Annotated in this window: 13 protein-coding genes and 1 pseudogene; 6 read left to right on the forward strand and 8 right to left on the reverse strand. The window is 36.9% G+C overall.

Features of this window, described 5'->3' with window-relative positions:
* Positions 1-2: 2 nt before the first annotated feature.
* The 3 genes and pseudogenes from ELQ35_RS03590 to ELQ35_RS23645 form a co-directional block, all read right to left on the reverse strand.
* The gene (locus tag ELQ35_RS03590) at positions 3-1,235 is read right to left on the reverse strand and encodes a glycosyltransferase (protein ID WP_126863466.1); all 1,233 of its coding nucleotides are present in this window, start codon (positions 1,233-1,235) and stop codon (positions 3-5) included.
* 69 nt (positions 1,236-1,304) lie between these two features.
* Positions 1,305-2,366 (reverse strand): glycosyltransferase family 4 protein, encoded by a 1,062-nt coding sequence (locus ELQ35_RS03595; RefSeq protein ID WP_126863467.1) that lies wholly within the window; start codon positions 2,364-2,366, stop codon positions 1,305-1,307.
* Between the two features lie 283 nt (positions 2,367-2,649).
* Positions 2,650-2,772 (reverse strand): annotated as a pseudogene (locus tag ELQ35_RS23645) (hypothetical protein); the annotation flags it as partial.
* 258 nt (positions 2,773-3,030) lie between these two features.
* On the opposite strand from ELQ35_RS23645, the gene secA2 reads away from it, so the two are divergent.
* The gene (gene secA2 / locus ELQ35_RS03600) at positions 3,031-5,418 is read left to right on the forward strand and encodes an accessory Sec system translocase SecA2 (protein ID WP_126863468.1); all 2,388 of its coding nucleotides are present in this window, start codon (positions 3,031-3,033) and stop codon (positions 5,416-5,418) included.
* Positions 5,402-6,295 (forward strand): accessory Sec system S-layer assembly protein, encoded by an 894-nt coding sequence (locus ELQ35_RS03605; protein WP_126863469.1) that lies wholly within the window; start codon positions 5,402-5,404, stop codon positions 6,293-6,295. The genes secA2 and ELQ35_RS03605 overlap by 17 nt, the downstream gene beginning before the upstream one ends.
* Before the next feature lie 243 nt (positions 6,296-6,538).
* Here the strand turns inward: ELQ35_RS03605 and ELQ35_RS03610 are convergent, their stop codons facing one another.
* A complete protein-coding gene (locus tag ELQ35_RS03610; protein ID WP_307364736.1) occupies positions 6,539-6,799 on the reverse strand; it encodes a hypothetical protein in 261 nt (86 codons plus the stop codon).
* Positions 6,800-7,270: 471 nt separating this feature from the next.
* Between ELQ35_RS03610 and ELQ35_RS03615 the strand changes: the two genes are divergently transcribed.
* Positions 7,271-9,148, forward strand: coding sequence for an LTA synthase family protein (locus ELQ35_RS03615; protein WP_126863470.1), 1,878 nt, complete (start codon positions 7,271-7,273; stop codon positions 9,146-9,148).
* An 86-nt stretch (positions 9,149-9,234) separates the two neighbouring features.
* Here the strand turns inward: ELQ35_RS03615 and ELQ35_RS03620 are convergent, their stop codons facing one another.
* From ELQ35_RS03620 to ELQ35_RS03630, 4 genes are all read right to left on the reverse strand, one after another.
* Positions 9,235-10,344 carry a hypothetical protein gene (locus ELQ35_RS03620; RefSeq protein WP_126863471.1) on the reverse strand — a complete coding sequence of 370 codons (1,110 nt, stop codon included), beginning with the start codon at positions 10,342-10,344 and terminating at the stop codon, positions 9,235-9,237.
* Between the two features lie 383 nt (positions 10,345-10,727).
* A complete protein-coding gene (locus ELQ35_RS03625; RefSeq protein WP_185861646.1) occupies positions 10,728-13,505 on the reverse strand; it encodes an Ig-like domain-containing protein in 2,778 nt (925 codons plus the stop codon).
* 709 nt (positions 13,506-14,214) lie between these two features.
* Entirely contained in the window at positions 14,215-14,355 is a 141-nt protein-coding gene (locus ELQ35_RS22500; RefSeq protein ID WP_185861647.1) for a hypothetical protein, read from the reverse strand.
* 201 nt (positions 14,356-14,556) lie between these two features.
* Positions 14,557-15,888, reverse strand: a complete 1,332-nt coding sequence (locus ELQ35_RS03630; RefSeq protein ID WP_126863473.1) for a hypothetical protein — start codon at positions 15,886-15,888, stop codon at positions 14,557-14,559.
* Positions 15,889-16,341: 453 nt separating this feature from the next.
* Between ELQ35_RS03630 and ELQ35_RS03635 the strand changes: the two genes are divergently transcribed.
* The 3 genes from ELQ35_RS03635 (at position 16,342) to ELQ35_RS03650 (ending at position 22,137) form a co-directional block, all read left to right on the forward strand.
* Entirely contained in the window at positions 16,342-17,448 is a 1,107-nt protein-coding gene (locus tag ELQ35_RS03635) for an acyltransferase (RefSeq protein ID WP_126863474.1), read from the forward strand.
* Positions 17,449-17,828: 380 nt separating this feature from the next.
* Complete coding sequence (locus tag ELQ35_RS03640; protein ID WP_126863475.1) at positions 17,829-18,878, forward strand: C40 family peptidase; 1,050 nt, start codon at positions 17,829-17,831, stop codon at positions 18,876-18,878.
* 418 nt (positions 18,879-19,296) lie between these two features.
* Positions 19,297-22,137: a YhgE/Pip domain-containing protein gene (locus ELQ35_RS03650; RefSeq protein ID WP_185861648.1), complete on the forward strand. Its 2,841-nt coding sequence runs from the start codon at positions 19,297-19,299 to the stop codon at positions 22,135-22,137.
* Positions 22,138-22,213 lie beyond the last annotated feature (76 nt).

A 22,213-nucleotide genomic window follows, 5' to 3' on the forward strand; every position in this document is an offset into this window, starting at 1 on the left:
CTCTAATCCTTTAGCAAAGTTGCAAACTTAGTATAATTCTTGTCTGCATTATAAGAGTTGTTCCATGTCGAATAAGCCATTTTTCCTTTAACGGCCTTTTCTTCTATTTGCATGCTGTAAAAGTTTGTTAACTGTGTCGCTATATCCAATGGCTCAATATCTTTTTGCAATAAAATCCCATTATCAGCATTCACAACCTCAGAAGTACCGCCAACATCTGTTGCCAATACTGGAATTCCAAAGCTAAACGCCTCCATGATCGTTACCGGAATTCCTTCGCTTTCACTAACGTTGACAAATAAATCGAACTCATGTGTACGGTATAGCTCCATTATTTCATCATTTGTTTTATTTCCCAACATTTTTACTTTAATCTGTTCAGGAATAGTTTTAACAACTCCTTCGATTTGTTCACGTTGCGGTCCATCCCCTATATGTGTCCATTCAACCGGAAAATGGCAATGTTTCAATGCCTCGGCTAATAAGTGAATCCTTTTCACAGGTTTTAAGTAAGAACAGCTCACCACCCTAAGAGAGTCTGATTGTTTATTCCAGTTGATTTGGGCAAAGTCCAGCGTAGGTTCCGTCCCCAGCCTCTGGACTAAAAGTTTATTTTCCATCCCACTATGTTTTTGAGCCAAATATTTCAAACCATTTTCGGAAATGGGATAAGTACGATCAAGAGCCGAAATGACCTTACCCTGAAACGGAATATAGGCAGGGCTATGCCGTTCAGCATATAAATCACCGCCATGAACCCTTGAAATCGCTCTTGTAATCTTCCCTTCCTCTTTTAGTATTGCCAAAGCCAGTGCGGAAGGAGTTAACCAGTATGAATAATAAATAAAATCCTGGTTTCCACCGGTTATGTTTTGAAGTTTGTTCTTAATCTCACAAGCAAGGGCAAGGCGATTCAGCATAATTAATGGAGCTTTTATTCCATGATGCAAAGAATGGGACAATTCAGCTCTAAACCATCTCATATTTATGGGACTCTTCAAAATGTCCATAACCCTTGAGAATGAAGTCCGGTTATCCCCTTCAAACAAGTGTATGACTTCAACATTTTCAGGAATATCCCTGCAGTTTTTTTGATCATATATAATATCACGATTTGTCGGTATTAGAAGAATCTTCTCGAAATGGTTAGAAAGTACATCCAATTCCGCCTTAAGAAATTCCTCACCAGGGATATATGGATATCTGTTAGATAGAATAACGAGAGTTGAATTCATAATAACTCCTTATTGTTTCTCCAAAAGTTGTTTAAATAAAAAAGCTGTAGGTGATTAATTACCTACAGCTCAATTGTTTCTGCCTCCAAATTTCTTGTAAGCCTTAAGGAATGGTTTATATCTTTCGTTTACCAAGCCTATTGTTTCAGCTATTAACGATGTGACAAGCAGCAAGCCTACGATAATAAATATCGAACCCCATAATGTTGCTTTGGAAAATATAAGCGCACTTGCACTAAATATTATTCCCAAAGCATAAATATATAGCACGGTTGCGCGATGGGAAATGCCAAGCGCCATTATTCTATGGTGAAGATGTGATTTATCCGGTGCTGAAATCGGTTTTTTATTCACAATTCTTCTTATTATGGCAAAGCTTGTATCAAAAACCGGAACACCGAGTATAATAATAGGGACTACAAAACTAAATAAAGTAACACTTTTATAAAGTCCTAATAAAGACAGGATTGAAATGATATATCCAAGGAACAACGACCCGGCGTCTCCCATAAATATCTTCGCCGGATGAAAATTGTAAAATAGAAATCCAAGTGTGCTTGCTAAAACAACCATCGCAATTGTAAAGATAAGTATATTTCCATTCATGGCTGCCATAAAAGCTATTGTTCCAATACATATGGAAGAAATTCCAGCTGCCAGGCCATCCAACCCATCAATTAGATTGATTGCATTGGTAATGCCGACAATCCAGATAATTGTGAGCGGAATAGATAAAAAACCGACATCGATTTTATCTACAAAAGGTATATAAAGAAAATCGATGGTAAGCCCGGATTGTGCGATAAGAAAAGCCACTATAATCTGCCCGGCCAATTTTATCCTAGCGGATAATTCATATTTATCATCGAGTATACCGAGGGCAATGATAAGAACTCCGCCCAAAGTGATGGAGTATATATGTTCATTGTATAATCCTGATATAAAGTAGCCTACAGCAACACCAATGAAGATGGCTAAACCACCTAGTCGCGGCATAAGTTTTGTATGAACTTTCCTGGAGTTCGGTTTATCAGTGGCTCCGATTTTTACAGCTAATTTCATCACAAACGGAGTTACAAGAAGGACAGTGATAAAAGATGCAAAAACCGCAATTATTAAATTCTTGTCCATGCTTAAAACTCCTTAATTTTTAATAAAAATCATCTTTTTTTAGTGTAACACAAAAACAACAACATTCAACAAAATTTATTGTAACTAGCTGTGTAAGATATTGGTTATCTGTAGTTTGTACTTCTTCCTTATTTAATTCGACGTTAAAAAATGACAATAAATTTTGTTTTTTTACAAAAAATGCAACGGACATGCCATTTACTTTTTATTCATTCAATAATTTGCTAAGTGCGTTTTGAGTCATTATTTCAATTTTAAGCCTGATAAGTATTTGTAGCGATTACTACCCCAATCTTTTGCGTAGGTTCAGGATCTTCAAAACAAATGGAACATAACTCTTCTTCAAATCCGTATTAACCATTTTGACCACATAGAAACCTGATTCCCAATTCTCCGGAACTTCAAACTCATATGACTCCTTTCAGCCTGCATCCAGTGTTTCGGGATTTAATTTTTTTCTTGTATGGAATCCGGTACAGGACCAAAATATTTTTTAGATTCTGCACTTTTTCATAATAATATCCCAAACAATAGATTTCCAGATATAAAGATTTCAAAATATTTTTAATAGGAAAAAACTGTTTCCGGAATAAAAAAATAGTAGTTATGTTATAATTTATCTGGTTAATAGATTCATTTAACTACGGAAACAGGGGAGAACAGAATGATATCCAAAGTGAAGAAAATCTTTGATGATAGTGCGAAAGATTTAAATCGGCTCACTAAAATGGCAAATAGAGTTAATGAACTGGAAATAAGGTATGAAAAGCTTTCAAATGAAGAACTAAAACATATGACTATTTCTTTTAAAAATCGATTACAAAACGGGGAAAGCCTTTCGGATATCAAAACAGAAGCCTTTGCAGTAATCCGAGAAGCTTCTAAACGCGTATTAGGGCTTAGACAATATGATGTTCAGTTGATCGGCGGTTTTGTCCTCCATGAAGGATCCATTGCGCAAATGCAAACCGGGGAAGGTAAAACTCTTGTCGCCACCCTCCCCAGCTACCTCCATGCTCTGGAGTGCAAAGGTGTTCACATCATTACAGCTAACGAATATTTAGCGCGACGTGATAAAGAACAAATGGGGAAAGTTCATGAATTCCTTGGACTAACAGTGGGATTGAACATTTCTGAAATGCAGCCGGATGAAAAACAATCCGCGTATGCATCTGATATTACCTACGGAACAGGAACTGAATTTGGTTTTGATTATTTGCGCGACAATATGGTCACAACCAAAGAGGATAAAGTACAGCGGGGCCATCATTATGCAATTGTGGACGAAATCGATAGCATTTTGATCGACGAAGCAAGAACCCCGCTTATCATTGCAAGCAAATCCAACCAAGGCGCCGAGTTGTCAGAAATCACTGCCCAATTGATAAAAACCTTTAAAAATGAAAAAGACTGCGAATTATTCCCGGAAGTGAAGCAGGTCAATTTAACAGATCAAGGAGCTTCAAAAGTCGAGGCAGCCTTCGGAATTGACAATCTATATAATGAAGAGAACCAAGTACTGCTTCATAATGTCATGCAAGCGCTAAGAGCTCACGCGGTCATGATCAGAGATGTCGACTATATTGTAAAAGGAAACAAAGTACTGATCATTGATAAGTTTACCGGGCGGGTAATGGAAGGAAGGACATTCAGCGATGGCCTTCATCAGGCGATTGAAGCAAAAGAAAGTCTGGAGATCACGGAAGAAAACGAAACCCAGGCAACGATCACGATCCAAAATTACTTCCGAATGTATAAAACGCTTTCTGGCATGACCGGAAGTGCCACGCCTTCCAAAAAGGAATTCTATGATACATACCATCTGCCCGTAATAACAGTACCAACAAATCGTCCAATTCAGAGGGTTGATATAGAAGACAAGGTCTTTTATGATTATGAGTCCAAGGTCCGGTATATCGTTTCAGAGGTCAAAAGGCTTCACAAAGAAGAAAGACCCGTTTTAATAGGAACAATTTCAATCGAGCAATCAGAGAAACTATCAGACTACTTAACAAAGGCCCATATCAAACATCAAATCTTGAATGCAAAAACGGAAGAAGATGAAGCCCGGATCATCTCCATGGCTGGACAAAAAGGCCAAGTTATGCTGGCGACCAACATGGCAGGAAGAGGAACCGATATCCTTCTTGGTGAGGAAGTCCGTGAATTAGGCGGCCTTCATATTATCGGTACCGAGAGACATGAAAGCAACAGGATTGACATGCAGCTTAGAGGACGTGCAGGCCGTCAGGGCGATTCCGGATCATCTCAATTCAGTATTTCGCTTGATGATGATTTGTTCACCTATTATGACGAAGATGATTTCGCACGATTCAAAAAGAAGGTAAAGATAAACGAAGAGGGAATTGTTATTTCTCCTGATCCTTTGAAATTTGTGGAAAAGGTACAGGAAACGATTGAAAGCAATCATTTCTCTGCCCGAAATCATCTGCTAAAGCTTGATAACACAGCTGACCAACAAAGCAAAATCATCTATTCAATGAGAGACCGCCTTCTTGAATTAGAAGGTCCTGAACTTTTCGCTGAATTACATGGATATATGCATAACTTTTTTACAAAAACGATGGAGATATATTGTACTGCTAATGAAGAGGAATGGAATGTTAAAGGCATGATTGAGGAATTACCATTTCACGATTGGCGTGAAGAGGAAATCCAGGAAATGGAACGCGAAGAGATTTCCGATAAAATTATTACGGAATTTGAAAAACTGAAAACGAATACCTTGGAGCTTAAAGATGACGAAACCATTGTCTATCAGCTAAAACGTTTAATGCTGCAACAAATAGATAGTAATTGGATTCAATACCTCGATGCAATGACTGAATTAAAAGAAGGAAACGGTTTGCGCGGCTATGCACAAGAGGACCCTTATCGAATATTTGAATTTGAAGCATTGGAAGGATTTAACCAGCTGCTTCATAAAATCTATTCAAAAATAAGTATTCAGTTTATCGAGAATATAAGAAGCCAACATGAACTTAATATCACTACTGAGGAGGAACTCTTCAATCATGGCACTATTTCGTAGGGGAAAAAAAGATCAGCAAGACCCAATTGCTGTGACCATAGAGGAATCAGTAGAACAAGAACTTACTCAAGCAGGGGTTACTACCGTTCTTTCCTTTCATCCCGAATGGGAAGAGGAGCCTCAAGAACGGTTTGTCTATCAATATCACCACCAACAACTTCCTAAATTGAAGCCAAATCAGATATCTATCAGTGGAATTAAATTAATAGATTATGAGGAAGGGTTTGTTGTGGTTGCCTTTTTACGAAATACGCTTTCAAAGCCGATAAAGTTTGAAGCTGTAGATCTTTTTCTTTTAGATGATAAAGGCAACCCTTTTGCCAAACGCCAATTCGAGCTTGATGAAATAGGAGAAATTCCTCCCTTTTCCTGCAGACCATGGAGGTTCTTGTTTGAGAAAGAAGATAAGTTAACAGAAACAATACCTGTTAACGATAACTGGAAAATTGCGTTTGAACTACAATCACACTCATCAGAAGACACTACCCATAATCTCGATTTGGAATCTACTTGGGAGAACAAAATATCTCCTGCACAGCGACAGCATCTTGAGCAAACTGTCCATAATCTTCCTAAGTTATCTCATGGAGAAATTAACTTTATGGGGATTGAAGCAACCTTCGTTCAGGATGGGGCTTTTGCGGTAACCATATTAATTAGAAATGGAAGTAATAAAAATATTCAATTGGAACAAATTCCATTAGTTGTCGAGGATGGAGATGCAGACATCATTTGTCAGGGTGGGTTTCAGCTGAATAACTTTGAAGTGAAAGCAAATACAAGTAAACCATGGACATTCATCTTCCCTGCGGAGCTTGTCCAAAAACCTGAACCTAATATGTCAAGATGGAAAGTATACCAACCAACGCAACAATAATTCAAAACAACAAAAAAGAGCTGAAACAGTTTAAGCTCTTTTTTCTTCTTCTTTATATACAAATTTTACATATGCTATCCACATTTGAATCCTACTAATTTCAAAAGCTAGGCTGGGAGCGTGCTCAATGAAATACATGAGCCGTTGACAGCTTAGTTTTTATATGTCGATCAGATAGGATAAGGTTAGTAGGAGTAAGGTTTATTCCATTATGAAAAATCAGGCCAATTTTGCTAAAATTCGTCACCCTTCAAGAGTACGGTATTTAAAAGGAATCAAATCATTTTCTGGTTTCCGGATAAATTCCTTAGCAATCTCATATGGGATCAAGCTAAACTGATCTTCTTCCCCTACAATAAGATATGCTCCTGCAAGTTGGCCATTATTGTTCATGTCCAATGTTAAAAAGGACGGATAATAGATCCCATCACTAGCCTCAAGAACTGCTTTTGCTGTAATAGTATCATTTTCGGCCTCAATCGATTCATTACTGCTCTTATCCAAAACTTTTACGGCCCACCCTTGTTTTTTTTATAACCTCCAATAATCTTTGGAGAAGTTTTTTTAAGACTTTCAATTATTCTATTAAATTCTACTTCATTGTTCATGATACTTACAGACTCCCCCCAAGCAGTTAATAGCAGTAAACAATGTATATGAATTGTTCATTTTTACAAATATATACAATTTATTGTTCTTATATATTATCATACATCCAACTATCTCTGCAAATTTCCGCCATTTTTAAGCCCAAAATTCTAATAATACTTACATTCGAATTTTTAGAAAGTTAGTAAGTGGAGCTTTAAATATGAATATATAAATGCTAATGTTAAAATATTGTTAATTAATTGAAAATTTTTTGTTAAAATAAAGTAAGGAATTTTACAGTTTCCTATAGAATAATAATTCTATGACTGACTATATAACCTAAAGTTTTCGCTAGAAGCCATTTGTTAAATGAGGTGAAAAAAATTGTTACTTCCATTTTCGAAAAATCAAAGACATACGATTCTATTATTTTTCTTCACTGTAGGATTTATTAGTTTATGTTGGGTTTTAAAAACGCTGTATTTCATTCATGAGATAGAGTTAGCGCCGCATAAGAAATTATTGCTATTTTCTTCAAGCGGCCTTGGCCTTCTTATAGGGGGGATCCTGGCTTCCGGAAAATCTAAGTTTAAGTTGAGTTTTGCTTTTCTGCTTTATTTAATAGTTTCATTCCTTTTATATGCGGATGTTCTTTATGAGCGTTATTATGATTCTATTCTACACATCGAATTATTGAGCCAGGCAAATCAAGTGGGAGATGTAAAGGACTCAATTGCTACTCTAGTATACAAAACGGATTATTGGTATTGGATAGACATTGTTCTTGTGGCGATGGTTCTCGTTCTTTTCTATAAGAAAAAAGACAAAGAGAAAACTCCGATAAGAAGTCTTACCGCTCTCGTTGTAGGTATGGCGTTTATTTTAACCGCTGCTTTTTATCCATTAAAAGACAACTTCTCAGACCAATATAAAGTCGCTCTAACTGGTATCCTTCCTGCCCATATTCATGATTTATCGAATACTATCTCGAAAAAAGTCGAAGCGGAAGAAAATGCTCTCCAGCAAACAGGAGAACTGAAAGAAATAAGAAAATATTTAAAAGAGAATCAAATATATCAAAAAAGCTCCCCTTATTATGGGAAATTCAACGGAAAGAATATTATAATGATTCAAGCGGAATCGCTGAACACTTTTCCATTAGGACTGGAAGTGAAGGGTGAAGAAGTGACTCCCAATATAAATAAGCTGATTAAGACGAGTCATTACTATCCAAATACTTACCTGCAAATAGGTCATGGAAACACTTCAGATGCAGAGTTCGTTGCCAATAACTCAGTGTATCCTATGGCGGAAAGAGGGATTTATAAGCAATACCCCACGAATGATTATCTGTCTTTAGCGAAAGTATTAAAAGGAGAAGGCTACAGTACAAGTGCTACCCATGGGAATAAACCTGACTTTTGGAATCGAGAGCTAGCTTATCCGAAGCAAGGGTATCAAGCCTTCTACCATATTAATCATTCAAAGCTGAAACGAGATGAAATCATTGGTATGGGTATATCAGATGAAAGCATCTTCAAACAAATGGTCAATATATACAAAGAAGACAAAAAACCTTTTTATAGTTTTATTGTTTCTTTAACAAACCATAGACCTTTCGAGATGCCAAAGGATTATCAATTCATGAATTTGCCTGATTCATTAACCGGTACACCAACAGGGAATTATCTACAAAGTATACGCTATTTTGACCAGGCTCTCGGTATATATATCGATTTGCTGAAAAAAGAAAATATTTGGGATGATACTATTTTCATTGTCTACGGAGACCACTATGGTTTATTGCCGAAGGATAAATCAGAAGTGAAGAAACTGCTTAATGTTACCTTTGAAGAAAAAAGTCGCTTTAATATTCCTTTGATTATTCATCATCCTAAACAAAAGACGGGTGAAACTCATGATATTGTTGGCAGCCAAATGGACATTTATCCGACTTTAACGTCGCTGCTCGGTATCGACCGCCCTCTTGTCCAATTTGGAAAGCCTCTAGACATTGAACGAAAAGGGTATGTTGGATTTGCTTATGAAACAACCCGTTACTCATTTTATTCAGATGATTACGATTATATCGCATCTCATGATGGTATCTTTTCGTCAGGTAAGTGCATCAATAACGAAACGAAAAAACCAGTAAATGTAAATGCCTGTCAAAAAGGTTACAATAAGGTTTTAAAAGATACAGAGATTTCTTCGTTTCTACTTAAAAACAACCTCCTGCCTCAAGTTTTCCCGCAACAATAAAACTGTCCCTACCTGGGACAGTTTTATTTTTTAAAAAAAGCCTAATATTCTTCATTCTTAATTGTTGAGTTTTGGCTAGTTTTTTCCTATTTTACTTTAAATATTTTGGTTATATCTCTACCAACATAGACATTCCCTTTGCTGTCAGCAACAGGAAGAGTTACATTGTTTCCTGAATAGGACCATTTCGTTTTCCCATAACTATCAATTAGGGATAGTTTTTTATACTTATAATATTTATGATCCTGGCGTTGCTCTCTTAAATAAAGCTGGTTATTTTGCACTGTTAAAAGACCTTCCATATAGCCTGGAGAGTATCCTTTATGCCATTTTTTCTTTCCATTATTGAAGTAGGATGTGATCATTTTATTTTCCTGGTTATTAATAAAAAACGTTCCCGCACCGACTGTTAAAAAGGTATTAACCTCGATACCATACATTTCTGGCGTCTTACCAATTACTTTTCCGTCATAACCAATATTTACAATCCTGAAATAATGTCTTTTATTAATATTCTCTTCCCTTAATAAAAGGTTATTCCCCCTTCCCTGTGTAATCTCTGAAAATTTCCCAGGGTATGTCCAACGGATTTTCCCAGCTTTAGTGGTTGACTCTATCTTTCCATTATCTAGCTTATAATAATTGTTGTCTTTGCCCTCAATTTGGTTTATTTTAGCGGTCTCTGAAATCTTTTTACCTGTAGTACTATTTAACGTGACTGTCTTGTAATCAGAATACCAATTGTCCGGGTCTGGGTCGTTCCCGTTCCCTGTCTCCGAGAATAATACATTTCCTGCGTTAGTAATAATCGGCTTGGAGATTCCTTCCCTGTGATGATTATAAACCCAACGTACCTTACCGGTATTCGTTATTGAATGGATAAAATACCAACTGTCTGCATATATGTTTCCTGCCTTGTCGAAAGTCACATTGCTTATTTCGCGGTAAGGAGTAGCATATCTCCATTTTTTCTTGCCTGCCCATGAAATAGCTTCTAAATCTCCACTTTCATTTGCATACACATTACCACTTGGATCAGTATAAATTACGGGTTCATTTAGCCACTTAGAATTCGTGTAAAAAGGGGTCTCAATGACTCTTGCTTCTGCACTTTTCTGACCCGGCAACAAAATTAGTAACATGATAATAAACGTAGTACTAATTAAGATAGTAATATGATTTTTGTTTGTCATCATCTTCTTATCCTCCTCTTTTTCCTAATTATACTATGCCTAGGTTTACCTTTCATGGTATTTTATTCCTATTTTATTTTTCGGCACAAATATAACTACTTAACACCTGGATGGCACCAAGTATTTATTAGCGTAGCAATTTACTATTTTAATCAATCGTTTGATTAATTTTAAAACAGGGATAGCGTCTTATTTCGTTGCATTTTTATCATCTTACCCTCTTTGCACTTCAAACTTTTTCAGCAGAAAGCTCCCGGCGAATCGCCGGGAGCTTTCTCAACAAATTTTGTATAACTTACAGTAACTTTTTTAGAGTAACTACAGCATTAGCCTTTACATATTTTCGCTAGAATACTAGCTTATAAAGTAACGTTTCGTTTATTTTATTAAGGAGTTGTAACAGGTACTTCTACTTCAATTACTTGAGTAGCAACAACTTTACCACTTGAATCTTTAATGGAGTAAACAAGTGTACCCTTTGAACCAGCAGCTACTGTATATGTAGTACCCACTGGAGCTCCAGCTAAGTTTTCTGTAATACCTATAGTACCTATTGGAGTTTCTTTATCTTGTTCAAACGTTCCAACCATACTTCCTGTACCAGCTGGATTATCTAAATAAAGCTTTCCTGTAGCTTCATCTAAACGAACAACATTTGTAGAAGATGTAGTTAAAGTAAGATTTTGAACAGCTCTATCAATGTTTACCCCTTCAGAAGGTTTTAATGAGAGTACGTCATCTGCCTCAACAGCTCCAGCTCTAGTTACTTTATTAACTTCTTTTAAAGTTATAGTTTTAAGAGTTGGAGTTGAATCAGTTACATTAACAGTTACTCTTGCTCTTTCTACAGAACCTTCTTTTACAATAATATTAGTTGAACCATTATTTACTCCAGTAACAGTGATAGTACCATCTGCTGTTACTCCGACGCTTGCTGCAGCTGGATTGGAACTAGAAACTTTATAAGTTCCGTCGCCATCTGCTTCAGTAATGTTATCTTCTGCACCAAGTAGATAGCCGGATGCATTATATTGATTATATTTAAACATAACAGTAGCGTCGTCTTTTTCTGTGAACAAGTCCAATGTAGTATCTTTTGCAGAATCAGCTAATTCAAATTTACGATTAGCGACAGCTATTTCTTTAGATACAGAAACAGTTATTGTTTTTAGTACTGTATCTCCGGATTTAATTTTTACAGTTCCAGTTCCTGCAACCTTTGGAGATAATGTTAAGGAGGCTTTTCCTTTTTCATCAGTTGTTCCGCCTACTACTGCTACAATTGGTTTAGCTTCGCCATCAACAGAAACAGTTGAAGCTTCATATGATAGATTAGCAAGATTAAAACTATCAACCAATTCGCCATATTGGTCTTTTACAACTACACCAACAGTTGCATTAGAACCTGCTTCTACTAATCTAACGGAAGAAGTGCTTAATGTTAGGTTTGAAACTTCACGAGCTTTCGAAGCTATTGTTAATGTAAATGTTTTAGTTGCTTCACCAGATTTAATTGTGATTGTAGTTGTACCAGGTGCTACCGGTAAAATAACACCCATAGAATCTACAATAGCAACATTTTTGTTAGATGAAGAGTATTCTACTAAACCAGTTATATCAGTATTGTTAGTACCATCTGCTTTGTCGCCGACAACACCTTTAATCTGTACTCCTTCTTCGCTCGCTACTACTGTGTTGCTGCTTAATTCCAAGTCACCTTTTACTAATTTAAAGCTATCAATCGATTTAATTACATTTGATTTGTCAACAACTTTTACCTCAGTAAGGTTTGATTCAGCTACCTTTTTTCCATCCATATCGGAAATAACAACTTTGTAAGCAAATTTTTCTGGTAAATCACTGCTTGCTAATACACCAGTATCAGAGTTACTGTTACCGTTAGCAAATACTGCACTTGTAGCTTGGAATTCAACTGTGTATCCAGCAGCTTTTACATAAGCTAAATCTGCATCAGAAACATCTTTGTTAAGTTTGAAAGTTAATGATTGGTTGGCAGTGTCGTTATCCACTATTAATGCATTAGCTGAAATAGCTTCGATTGCTAATGTATAAGTGAATTTGAATTCTATAACTTTGTCAGCTTCGCCCTCTACTTTTTCAGTTAGCTTAAGAACTTGCTCTTTTCCAGATGGAACGACAGATTCAAAAGTCAGCGTTCCTTCACCAGTTTCAGCGTTGACCGTAAACGCAGTCACTTTGTTCCCTTCTAATGAGAAGTTTTCAGCTTTTAACTTATCAAGGAAAGTACCAGTTACTTTAACAGTTTTAGAGTTAATCGCACTTACATCAGTTACTTGTGGAGCAACTGATTTAACTTCAACTTTCACAGTAGCTTCTAGGTCTGTATCATCTATATCGCCTTTTGCTTCGTATTTACCAGCTTTTTTGGTATCTACTTTAGATGTGTCCCACTTAACAGCTTTTTGAGCCTTTTGTCCGTTAACAAGAGTAACTTCAACTGTTTCAGGAAGAGTTAAAGTTTCGCCTTCGTTGATTGCTTTATCAGCACTTGCGCTTACTTCTTTAACTTTAAGTCCTTTTTGCAACTCAGCGATACTTTCATCAGCTATTACAATTGCATCGTCGTAAGCATTTTTAGCTTCACTCTTGACATGGGCTTTAATGCTGGATTCAACAACCTTGCTTAGCTCTCCTTGTTGGCCATCGTATACTTTTTTCAACTCTGCTTTTGCGGCATTAATCGCTTCTACTGAAGTAGCTTTTTCTACATTATTTACTAATTTTGCAGCGGCAGGTTCAACTACTAGCTCAAGAGCATTCCATGACTTTATGTAATTCAATGAGCGTCCAAGCAAGTACTTAGTGCGTACATTTGCAAGTTCAGTTAAAATTCCAGTTCTTTCTTTAGCAGGAGCATATTTTTTCACATAGTTGACTGCATATTTGTATTGTGCTTCACCCTTTTTATATGCAGCATAAGCTACAGTACGGTCTACAAGTTCATCGGTAGCAAGCCATGGTTTGCTGTATGCATACATTGCGTCATACATAACTGTTTTTGCTCTGGCAACTTCACCTTTTACGTTGACAGCAGCATCTGTTTGAGTAGGAGCTGCAGCTACAAAACCTGTAGCAGCGATTGCGGAAGCAGTAGCGATTTTAATTGCTTTCTTTTTGTTCATCTTTTTAAAGTTCTCCCTTCGATATCTAAAGTAGTCCATCGAATGTTTGACAATTGATGACAATTTTCGATAGCTATCAAACTATAGACTATTATACTAGTGAGTGTAGGAAATAACAGCCTTTTTTGCCATTTATTTCTTATCAATAGTAATTAAGTCTCCATTACACAAGATTGCATTGAAAAATTTCCAAGTCTTTCTTGTAATACCTATATTATTATATGTAATTAGGAAATTCTAGCTTTTTTTGCAATTATTTCGTAATTTATTTTTGTAATAGTTTCTATTTTTGTATAAAAGGTGAAGTAAACCTTTCATTTGTAATAAAATTGAAATCATTAAGTAATAATCGGCATTGATAATATATGTAAAAATAGCAATAAAATTGTATTTATTAGTTAAATAGTTTGTAAAACTTTAGTTTCATTATTTTTAAAAGTCATTCAACCATTTGTAAAATTTATATACAGCATGAGATCCTCGATTAGATCACTGTATACTATTAAAAAAGCTTTGGACGATCATACATTTGGAAATTGCAAACAAAAAAAGGATACGCCTATGTACGTATCCCTTACTATATTTGAAATTGGATGGGTTTTATGTTCTTCTTATCTTGTTAAACATTTTGAACAGTGATGCTTGATACTTCAGATATTAAAGTTTCAGAAGTCCTTTTATGATTGATTAAGCAGTAAAGTAATATCCCTTATTCCTTTTCAACTAAACCGGTTAATTCTCCTTTAAGTTCCTGCATAACATCCTTTAGGCTGACATTATTACCAGCTGTACCTATTTCATAATACTTTTTTAACACTTTATAAAATTTTTCTTTTTGTTCTTCACTCATTATGAAATTTCTCCTTATGCTAATACACCCATAGTCGTTTTCCCTGCATAATAAAATACTACCTGGTCCCATATTCATCATATTAGTATTTTTGAAGACTGTTTACAAATCTATTTATCTCTAACTTTCACTTTATTTTCTAATACAAAAAATAATAAGAGGCGTTCAGCCCAAAGGGTTGAACGCCTCTTATCCATTTTTTTACTGCTCATTTATGGTTATTGTCGTATTCGCTTTTAATAAGTTGCGGTTTGGTGATTTGTCTACAGACACTGTTGTAGCATTTGTTCCAACAGTAAATTCATTTAATTGGGCAAAGGAATCGGAAAAACCCAGTAAAAGATCCCGATCACCGAATCCGTCTACCCTGTCCATTTCTATGTAATATTGATCCCAGATATCCGCTTGTTGATGAATGGTAGAATCTAAACTAACAAGATCTCGTCCTGTCGCCTGTCCTGACTCATTGAGCTCGGGAGTTACACGAATTTTTGATGTAGGGATTGTTGTACCATAGACCGTCATCTTTATATCAGACTGTTTAATTGGAGTTGCTAGAGGCTCACTATACGAAAAGATCAATTGGTTTGGTTGGGATTCATTAATTTTCACTTCTTTTAGGACAGGACTGACATTATCAGTCAAATTCACTTCATTCGTTCTTGTTTCATTCATAACAAAACCATATTTATCCTTTAAGCTTGAAACAGCTATAGAATAAGGCTTTGTTTCCAATATAGTTTCTTTCGGCAGGGTTATTTGAACGGTAGACTGATGTTTACCTGATTGTAAAACTTTAATTACAGAGTTGGTTGGAATCACTTTCCCGTCAATTTTATAATTATTTTTATTCATTGCCACGGCAGTATTTAAGCCTGAAACATCGAATAAAATGATGTTCATTACGTTATACTTAGTTTCTGTAACATCTTCTACAAGTGGATATAACGTATCGTCCAGTATCCGGTGCAATTCATCTGAAAAGAAGTACACGGACAGATACTTATTCTCAAGATCATATTGCACTTTGCTACTATATAGTTTATTAATGGCATTTCGCATAACTTCTGTCAAACTTTTCAGTTTGGTCAACTCGGTTCTTAACTGGTTTCGATTTAGGGTATCTCTTTTTAATATCTCTTCTAGATAGCCAATATGCTTATATACATTCGAGGCAGCATAAAGCGCATTATTAAAGTTCGTAGCGCGATCTAAATATCCTTTCACCTTTTGCAAGCGTTTGAGAAGGTCTGTTTTTGTGCTAGATGAGGGGAGGCTATTAACGGCCTTTAATGCGGATGTATATTGGGATTTGGCAGCCGTAAACTCAGTGGTTATCACATGATACCTTCCTACGGTTGTATAAAGAGTGTGTAAACGGTAAGCAGCACTTTCCGCTTTGGAAACAAGACTTTTAGCGGAACTTGTACTAACAGCTGCAGATGCCGGCTGTGGAGCTATTGAAACGAACCCACTGGAAACAAGAGTAGCCGCGGACATTGCTGCAAACATTTTCTTTTTGTTGATGCGCATTTCGGATATTACCTCCCGCTTTTTATGAAAAATTTTTATCAATACAATGATTCTCTCTTATTGTTTATTTTTCCTGTAATAGATTTAAAAATAGGTAATATGGAAGATATATATTTGTACCTTTCTTGTTCCTCATCATAATGCCCCCTTTAAATTTCTTATCTTCTAATAATTTCTCTTAATTATTGTAAATCCTTCTTCAATAAAGTTTGTTAAATATAAAGTAATAGGATTAATTACATATAAAAACGTAATTATTTTACAATAATTGTATTCATCTTTTAATCCAAGGGTTCTATCACTCCTCTTTTAAAAATGGTAAGATAGTAAAGGTGTTCAAATCTACATTTCTCGAAGTTCTTCAGCATCTTTATAGTTTATTTATTTATCTGATGCATACAGAGCTCGCTGAAAGATAATTTTTCTAGAAAAATTATTCAGGAGGTGTATTTTATGAGTAATCAAAGAAAACATATAACTGAGATTCATTATCTCAGGGCTCTGGCGTGTTTAATGGTGGTGTTAGTCCATGTATCAGCAGCTTTCTATAATAATCAAGGAAAGGTATGGAATGACTTTACTTTTTTTATTAATCAAATCAGTCGCTTTGGAACTCCAATCTTTGCGTTGATTAGTGGATTTCTTCTATTCTATCAAGTAAGGAATAAAGGATTTAAATTTAATAAGTTCATTACTTCTCGTTTTACCAAAATCGTCATTCCTTTTTTCTTTTGGAGTGTTTTTTATTTAGTGTTTATGTATCTAATGGAGGGACAGAACCCCCTGCAAGCCGGGGAAAAACTGTTTTTGGTGAATTTTATATTTGGTAATTCGTTTTATCATCTTTATTTCATGTCGATTGTTTTTCAGTTTTATTTAGTTTTTCCTATCTTTCAGCTAGCTCGTTCACGAAAAAGCTGGGTTGTTTTATTAGGGCTGGCTATTATTGTTAACCTCTACTTTTTAACCTCTTATACAACTGGCCAGTTTGAAAGCTTGTGGAGAACAATTCTTAATCAGAGAGCCTTTTTACCGAGCTGGATCTTCTATTTCACGTTCGGAGGATTCCTCGCTTACTTTTGGGAACCAATAGCTAGGCTTTCCAAAAAGTATGTTCATGTTTTTAGTGTTCTTGTTGTAATAATAATCGCCCTTGCAGTATATGAGTACAAAATTGTAGGTTCCATTCCGTCTAACAGGGCTACAAACATGTTAAATATACCATTGCTTACATTATTCGTAATAGGTATTACCGAGCAAATAGTAAAGTTTAAGTGGTTAAAAGGGTTTTTGACTAGTATCGGGACACTTTCGATGTCTATTTACCTCGTACACCCGTTTGTACTTTATTCCTTTCAGCAGATCGCACCTGACTTTTTCTGGAATACAGTTCTTTTTCCAGTCGTTTTTCTTATAATTCTTGGAGGTTCAATTCTAACAGTTCGAGTCACCCAATTATTGCCTTTTAATCAATATATTTTGACGATACCAAAAGCAAGGACTCAAGTTAAACAAATTAATCAATCTACACAACACAAACAAAGAAGTATCACTCAATAGGTGAAGGCGAACCGACCCATACGATTACACAAAGTAATTTATGGTGTCGGTCTTTTTTTATTTCTTTCAGAAGTATGAAATTTATCTGATACATCGTTACGGCCATCATAGCAATATTTAGAAAATTTCACATATGAGGCACTACTTTCGCATCCTGAGCTCCACTTTTAAACTTGTTGATATAAGAAAATGAAAATGGCTAGTCTATAAGGAAGTTGTACAGCAATTGATCATCGGCTGTACAACTTCCTTATTTCTATGCAAAAGCCCCTATTTTTCAACAAATTAACTAGTTTATCGCGTTTTGTAATGAAACTGTAATATTGATAGAGGATATATTTGGTAGAATGGTGACAAAAGATGTATAGAGGTGAAAGATTTTGAAAAAACATATTGTCACTATTTCGACAGCAGCAATTCTTTCTTCAGCATTTGCTTCATCCACCATGGCCAGTACATACACCGTTAAAAGCGGAGACAACCTCTCAAAAATAGCAAACACGCATCATACCACTGTCAGCAAGCTAAAGCGGCTGAACAATCTAGCTTCCGACTTAATACATACCAATCAAAAATTAACCATCTCGGAGAACGCCAAAACAGCTGCTTCACAAATTACTGTCGAAAAAACGAAGACAACGACCTATACCGTAAAAAAAGGCGATTACCTCATTAAGATTGCAAATAAGTACGGCATTAGCCTTGCGGAATTGCAGAGCTGGAATAAGCTGAAAGGCCATCTAATCTATCCGGGACAAAAACTCACTGTTTCCAAAAATGGCAACAAGACGATAATTGAACTTCCTAAAAATGACGCTCCAACCATAAACAATGAAACGTCAACAACACAGACCCCTGCTGCAGTAAGTACATATATCGTCAAGAATGGCGACAGTCTATGGGCAATTGCCAACAAATCAAGCGTTTCTGTCACTGACTTAAAATCATTAAACAACTTAAAATCCGATGTAATCTATACCGGGCAAACTTTAAAAATCGGCAAATCTACATTAAAGCCTTCAGAAGCTGTTGCAACTTCTGATAGAACAGAAAACGCAGATAAGCGAGTAGACAGGGTAATAAGTGAAGCAAAAAAACAAATCGGCGTCCCTTACTCTTGGGCTGGATCATCACCTTCCGGATTCGATTGCAGCGGCTTTGTTTATTACGTATTTAAAAACGCAGGCTATCAAATTTCAAGACTATCATCCTCGACTTATTATGATCTTGGAAAGAAGGTAACTTCCCCAAGACCTGGAGATCTGGTTTTCTTTTCACCGAACGAAGGCAGCAAATCGGTCATCTCACATATGGGGATTTATCTTGGAGACAGACAGTTTATCCACGCCAGTTCAAGCAAAGGCGTGAGAATCAGTTCAATTGATGAATCATATTTCAAAAAAAGGCTTATTGGTTTTAAACAATTATAATTTGAAAGAACTCATCATCTTCCAAAGGTGTCAGCATCGCGAGCCTTAAAAATTCATATTGGAAACCGAGATTCATTGGTTCTAAAACGCTATAATCATATTTACCCAAATTACTAGTAAAAGAGCAATTCTCCTGTAAAAGGCGGATTGCTCTTTTCTATTATTTTACTGTCAAGGTAACACAATTAACACGGCTGTAACTATTTTCGCTTATTTATCCTAACCTGCTGATTGCTTCCCAAGCTGATACTCCATATTTACTCTCTTTTCGTCAAAACCAAGCAAATTTTTTAAATTTAGTAATAAATAAGCAGTAGTTTAGTAGTGGATATCAAAATATATAGAATAGTAAAATGACTGAAGCTTCATTCAGCCATTTTTTATATAAATTATTATGAAAATGAACAGGAGGAAACATATGAAAGGTCTTGGTTTACGTACTGGCCGCATAGGTGAGAGGAGAGGATTCATCCTTGCGATTATTGCTGCTTTATTAGTGCCGCTTATCTACGCGGTAATCATCCTTACCGCAGACTGGGGTCCGTATGACAATTTGGACAGCCTGCCAGTAGCCGTGGTCAATAATGATGCAGGAGGAATGTCTGGGGGAAAAGCAATAAACGTCGGTGATGATTTAGTTACTGATTTAAAGAAGGGCAAAACGCTTGGTTGGGAGTTTGTTGACTCTAAACAAGCACAAAAGGGATTAAAAGATAATCACTATTATATGGTCATCGAAATTCCGAAAGATTTCTCACAGAAGGTAACTACTGTAATGGACGAGAATCCACAGAAGCCTGAATTGAAATTCACCCAAAATGAAGGCTTACACTTCATGGCGGCGCAGGTAACAAACAATGCTGCTGAAAAGATTCGCTCACAATTAGCTGATAAGATTACCGAAACCTACACGAAAAATGTGTTCACAAGTCTTGGAGATGTTGCAACCGGCTTCAAAGATGGTGCTGACGGCGCTGAAAAATTAAATGAAGGTGCCAATGAGCTTCATAAAGGAACAGGCCAAATATTAGGGTCACTTGAAGAAAAAGCGCCCGATATTGACAGGCTCGCTAATGGCTCTAAAGAATTGAAAGCGGGTACAACTACGCTTTATGGTTCTTTGATTGGCAAACAGGCAGATATTGCAAAGTTGGCAGATGGTGCGAATCAGGTAAATGCAGGCACCCATACAATTCTTCAAAATCTACAGCAAAAATCTGGAGATATCACTAAGCTTGCTAACGGTACAGGTCTTCTTTATAACTCTTTACGGGGCGGCTCGGGTAGTATTCAACAGTTGGCTGTCGGCTCTAAAACTGTGGATGATGGTGCAAAAAAGCTCGCTGCCGGTTCTAATAACCTGAATGACGGAGCTAGAAAGCTGGCTGACGGAACTAAAAACGTGGATGATGGTGCCAAACGGCTCGCTTCCGGCTCTAAAACCCTGAATGACGGGGATACTAGGCTTGTTGTTGGCTCTAAAAGTGTTGATGATGGTGCTAAACAAGTCGCTACTGGGGCACAAGGAGTAGTTGATGGAGCCGACAAACTTTCAAAAGGATCTTCAAAAGTACTGGAAGGTCTGAACTCTGCAAAAGCAGGTAGTGAGAATCTCAAAAACGGACTGGTCGAAAAGCTTGAACCGGGTAGTAATGAACTTGCATCCGGTCTAGCTACAGCAGATGATAGTGCAAAGAAGTTATCTGTAGGTGCCCAGCAGGTGGCAGATGGGATAGATAAACTTGCCAAAAAGATCCCTTTACTTCAGGCGGATCCTGAGTTTCAGCAACTAATGAAGGGCAGTAAAGAGCTATCTGCTTATATGGCTGAGTTATCCAAAGGAACTGGACAGCTTAAAGAAGGTGCTAACAATCTTGCGGGAGGTTTGGATCAGGCGGCCCCAGGAGCTACAAAAATTGATGAAGGACTTAATGAATTAATAAAAGGGCAAACTGAACTTAATACTGGCGCTTTAGCGTTGGCTACAGGAGCAGGTGCTCTATCTAAAGGTGCAAATACTCTATCGGCAGGTGCAAGCGAATTAGCCACAGGCAGTAATTCTTTGGCTGCTGGTACGAATGAATTAGCCACAGGGAGTAACTCTTTGGCAGCAGGCACTGACCAATTAGCTGCAGGCAGTAATTCTTTGGCGACTGGTACGAATGAATTAGCCGCAGGCAGTAATTCTTTGGCTGCTGGTACTGGAAAAATAGCTGCAGGGAATGCTTCTGTTAATTCTTCATGGGGCAAAGTAACAGACTCTGTTGCATCCATTAACGGAGGAAACCAATCTGTTGAAGAGGGCTGGAAAACTCTGACCTCAGGCGTAACCAGACTCTCAGATGGAACAAACCAAGTAGCAGCCGGGAACCAAACCGTTAAAACTGGGTGGGGCACACTAACTGACGGTGCCAACAAACTTGATAACGGTATGAATCAGGTTAGTGACCGTACTCAAACGGTAAAAACAGGATGGGGTTCGTTAACTGATGGCTTAGGCAAGGTGGATGACGGCGTCAGCAAAATTGAAAGCGGTTCCAATGAGTTAGCAAGCGGTCTTTCAGGCGGTGCTGAACAGGCAGGGAATACTAATACAGGGAATGATAATCTCTCCCAGTTCTCCTCCCCTGTGAAATTAGCCGGTGAAACAATCAATAAGTTCCCGGAATATCGTTATGCGAACGCACCTTATATCTTATCATTGGCACTTTTTGTTGGTGTATTAATAGTATCGCTGCTCTTTGATCTGAGAATACCAGCTGTGATAGCTGTTTCACCGTTCAGATGGTATGCTGGGAAATTCGGCTACATGGCCGGTGTTGCCACAGCACAGGCATTAATCGTTTCATTCTTTGCTTCGTTCTTTTTAAAGTCAAATTTCACAAACGGTCTCAGCCTGATTCTTTTTTCTGTATTTGTTAGTTTAACGTTCCTGACGATTATATTCTTCCTGGTAGCATCGGCTGGAAATATCGGCCGGTTTGCAGCTTTTGCATTCCTTGTGCTTCAGTTGTCAACGACAGGATCTGCCCTGCCAATCCAAATGCTTCCGGATAATCTGCAATCGCTAAGCAGGTTCTTGCCATTGACATATTCAATTAGCGGCTTTAAGTCGATTATTTCGTTAAACGATTATAGCTCGCTATGGGCAAACGTTGGAGCATTACTTATGTTCCTGATCATTTTTGCTGGCTTGACTTTAGCTGTAATTTTGATCCGTTCCAACAGACGTGTGCAGCAGGCAGATGCTGCGGCTTAATTAGCCGGAAGCCTCTCAGGGAATTTTCCTGGGAGGTTTTTATTTCAACCTTGTTTTCGCTTGATGATGCCGTCTG

This window comes from Peribacillus cavernae (genome assembly GCF_003989135.1).
Lineage (GTDB): Bacteria > Bacillota > Bacilli > Bacillales > DSM-1321 > Peribacillus > Peribacillus cavernae.

Bases quoted from the DNA above. Each gene is read 5' to 3' on its own strand.
- ELQ35_RS03590 (WP_126863466.1), bottom strand. From the start codon at position 1,235: ATGAATTCAACTCTCGTTATTCTATCTAACAGATATCCATATATCCCT.
- ELQ35_RS03595 (WP_126863467.1), bottom strand. From the start codon at position 2,366: ATGGACAAGAATTTAATAATTGCGGTTTTTGCATCTTTTATCACTGTC.
- secA2 (WP_126863468.1), top strand. From the start codon at position 3,031: ATGATATCCAAAGTGAAGAAAATCTTTGATGATAGTGCGAAAGATTTA.
- ELQ35_RS03605 (WP_126863469.1), top strand. From the start codon at position 5,402: ATGGCACTATTTCGTAGGGGAAAAAAAGATCAGCAAGACCCAATTGCT.
- ELQ35_RS03620 (WP_126863471.1), bottom strand. From the start codon at position 10,344: ATGATGACAAACAAAAATCATATTACTATCTTAATTAGTACTACGTTT.
- ELQ35_RS03625 (WP_185861646.1), bottom strand. From the start codon at position 13,505: ATGAACAAAAAGAAAGCAATTAAAATCGCTACTGCTTCCGCAATCGCT.
- ELQ35_RS22500 (WP_185861647.1), bottom strand. From the start codon at position 14,355: ATGAGTGAAGAACAAAAAGAAAAATTTTATAAAGTGTTAAAAAAGTAT.
- ELQ35_RS03630 (WP_126863473.1), bottom strand. From the start codon at position 15,888: ATGCGCATCAACAAAAAGAAAATGTTTGCAGCAATGTCCGCGGCTACT.
- ELQ35_RS03635 (WP_126863474.1), top strand. From the start codon at position 16,342: ATGAGTAATCAAAGAAAACATATAACTGAGATTCATTATCTCAGGGCT.
- ELQ35_RS03650 (WP_185861648.1), top strand. From the start codon at position 19,297: ATGAAAGGTCTTGGTTTACGTACTGGCCGCATAGGTGAGAGGAGAGGA.